The sequence below is a fragment of the Nostoc cf. edaphicum LEGE 07299 genome (genome assembly GCF_015207245.1).
GTDB classification, from domain to species: Bacteria; Cyanobacteriota; Cyanobacteriia; order Cyanobacteriales; family Nostocaceae; genus Nostoc; species Nostoc edaphicum_B.
In genome coordinates this window covers 1-2,845 of record NZ_JADEXF010000888.1, presented here as the reverse complement: position 1 = coordinate 2,845, position 2,845 = coordinate 1, and the positions used below count along the sequence as shown (strand labels likewise).

At 53.4% G+C, this 2,845-nt stretch carries 4 protein-coding genes; 2 read left to right on the top strand and 2 right to left on the bottom strand.

Annotation, left to right across the window (positions count from 1 at the left end; genetic code table 11):
• A partial coding sequence (locus tag IQ229_RS22220) for a Cap15 family cyclic dinucleotide receptor domain-containing protein (protein WP_228013652.1) occupies window positions 1–670 on the top strand: 670 nt, incomplete at its 5' end.
• A gap of 152 nt (window positions 671–822) precedes the next feature.
• Window positions 823–1,764, top strand: coding sequence for a nucleotidyltransferase family protein (locus tag IQ229_RS22215; RefSeq protein WP_194047455.1), 942 nt, complete (start codon window positions 823–825; stop codon window positions 1,762–1,764).
• Window positions 1,765–1,823: 59 nt separating this feature from the next.
• Here the strand turns inward: IQ229_RS22215 and IQ229_RS22210 are convergent, their stop codons facing one another.
• Entirely contained in the window at window positions 1,824–2,525 is a 702-nt protein-coding gene (locus IQ229_RS22210) for a DUF2726 domain-containing protein (RefSeq protein ID WP_194047453.1), read from the bottom strand.
• Between the two features lie 5 nt (window positions 2,526–2,530).
• The coding region (locus tag IQ229_RS22205; protein ID WP_194047451.1) for an FtsX-like permease family protein at window positions 2,531–2,845 on the bottom strand (315 nt) is incomplete at its 5' end.

Genomic DNA, 2,845 nt, shown 5'->3' with positions numbered 1-2,845 from the left:
GAATTGTGTTGGCCCGGACGCATGCGGGCCATACAATTCTAGTGTGTCTGGAAGTCATGGGTATACGATCTTAGGCCATAGTAGAACCAATTATGGCCGACACATTGGGACAGTAGCAGCAGCTAGCGCTGCCCTTGCGGTCGTGATTGCTCCCATTTTGCTTTCACTGTTCTCCAGATTTGGATTTCTGGAGAAAATTCCTAGTGTTGTCTATTGGCCGCTAACGGCCGGTCTCTTCTATGTCGTAATCCATGCCACATTTGACCGTTATATCTGGAAATTGAAGTTTCCAGCGAAACTGCTCGGATTACCTAACATCTCTGGCAAATGGATTTGCGAAGGTCAGACGTTTACCCTCGGCGGGAAAGTCAAATATGAATGGAACGGAAGCGTAACTATTCATCAGACTTGGGAAAAAATCAAAATATACCTTGATACTGGACAGAGTTCGTCGAGTAGCCGTGTAGCAACCATCTGCCCTGAAAACGAAAAAGGGTTTCGTTTAATCTATAGCTATCAAAACGAACCAAAGGCCGGAGAGCAGATTGGAGTTCATATTGGGTTTTGCGACATGGTATTCGACCAAGATGGCCTTGCGGCTCAAGGAGAATATTATAACGTGAAGGGCCGCACAACGATCGGTCGCATGACTTGGACTAAGGAAATTTAGTGGCTATCAGTTTCCAAAATAAGCTCGATGAGCTTAGGCGCAGACGTCTCGGTATAGATAGAGACCCTAATCTCATCCAAGAACGTGGAGCGCTTCGGGAATCCTACGAAAGTCGATCCGGCCTTGCCGCGACAAAGTACGCGTTAGGCGCAATGGCTGAGGTCACGCCAAGATATACAGAGATATCGGTAGAAGAATGCGTCAGGATTGCTAATCAGCTTACAAAAAACTTGGAAGGTGAGTCTATTTATTGCGACTACCGTCTTCAAGGATCCGTACCAACGAACACACACATTCGCGGTATCAGTGATGTAGACTTTCTCGTCATTATTAAAAATCAATGCTACTATGACAAGGACGGACCAAAAGCAAATCAGTATTTTCCATATGATGGGAATTTATTTGGTGACCTTGTAAATCTTAGAAGCAGATCAGAGACAGTTTTATCGAAGCAATTCCCAGCCGCCGATGTCGATGTGTCCGGGAAAAAATCTATAAAAATTTCAGGGGGCTCTCTCCGACGTGAAGTTGATGTCGTTCCGTCAGTGTGGTTTAACTCCAAAGAATATCAAATCAACAACCTAGAATCTTACAGAGGGATTGATATTCTTGATCGTTCAGTTCCAACGACCATAAGAAACTATCCATTTTTACATATACTAAAAATAAACGACAAAGGAGCGCAAACTTTTGAAGGCGTAAAAATGGGGATCAGATTGCTAAAGAATATTAGAAGCGACTCGGATCAAAGCATTGAATTATCGAGCTATGAGCTTGCAGGCCTCCTGTGGCATTGCCCCGATGATTGGATCAAGTTTTATCAGGGATTTGATTTGTCCGTTTTGGCGGGAGTCGACCAATACCTAAACGCACTAGCATCTAACCATGAGCTTGCAACGAGCCTCATCACCCCAGATGGAACCAGAAAGATACTTGACCGTCACGAAAAATACATGGCGATGGTTCGGCTATCGCAAGAAGTTTCCGCACTCGCAAACGAAGTTTTTAGTGAACTTCCTAACTCAGTTAGAGCTGGTGCAGACTATGACGTAGCAAGAAAAAGGCAGATTCTGTCCGAGAATTATGTAGCCTAGTCGGGATTACAGCAACAGGCACAATAACCGCTAATTCCGGCTGGCTAAGCATTCACACCTCAGGCACCAACCCGCCCCACCAGCTTCCGCACCATCGCCCGCACCTCCGCAGGCGTATCACCGCTGACCACCTCGACATAACCAATCCCCGCGCGGCGCAGCGCCTCGCGTTTCACCGCGTCGCGCGCGGCGGTGGTGTTGCTCAGATGATGCCCCGTGCCCTGCATTTCGACCGCATGGAGCGGGCGGCAGTCGGCGTCGACGATCAGCAGGTCGACGCGCTTGGAATTGACCGCAAAGAAGGCCGCCTCGTTCGGGCTCGCCAAAATCTCGCCCAGCGACACCTGCCCCATCGCGCGCCAGCCGGGGCTTTCCTCGGCCAGCGCCTTGTCGAGGCCACGGATGCGCTGCGGCAGGACGACATTCTCCAGGGCCGAGAATTCGGGCAGCAGGTGATGCGCCTGGTAGACGAAGCCGATCTCGGTGCGGCGCAGGCGGGTGCGGCCCTTGTCGTCGAGCTTGGTGGTCGGCAGGCCCCCGACGAAGACCTCGCCGCCATCGGGCCGCTCGAGCAGGCCGGCGACATGCAGCAGGGTCGACTTGCCGGTGCCGCTGGGGGCGACCAGCGCGACGAGTTCGCCGGGCCAGAGCGCGAAATCCGCCTTGCGGAGGATCTCGAGCGGCGCGTCGGCCTGGGGGTAGTATCGCTCGACCTGGGAGAGGAAGAGCGCCGGGGTTTCGCGGGGCGTGGTGTCGGACATGCGCCTCAGCCCATCCTCAGCGCCTGGACGGGGTCGAGCCGCGCGGCCTTCCAGGCCGGATAGAGCGTGGCCAGCAGCGACAGGACGAGCGCCATCACGACCACGCTCGTCACCTCGCCCCAATCGATCACGGAGGGAATGTCGCTCAGGAAGCGAACCGTCGGATCCCAGAGATTGGCGCCGGTGATCCAGTTCAGCGCGGCCATGATCGCCTTGATGTTCTTGGCAAAGACGACGCCGAGCGCGAGCCCGGCCAGCGTGCCGAAGACGCCGATCGCCGCCCCCGTGATCAGGAAGACGCGCATGACCGTGCCCCGCGT

Coding starts and splice junctions, on each gene's coding strand:
- IQ229_RS22210 (WP_194047453.1), bottom strand. CDS start 2,525: ATGTCCGACACCACGCCCCGCGAAACCCCGGCGCTCTTCCTCTCCCAG.
- IQ229_RS22215 (WP_194047455.1), top strand. CDS start 823: ATGGCTGAGGTCACGCCAAGATATACAGAGATATCGGTAGAAGAATGC.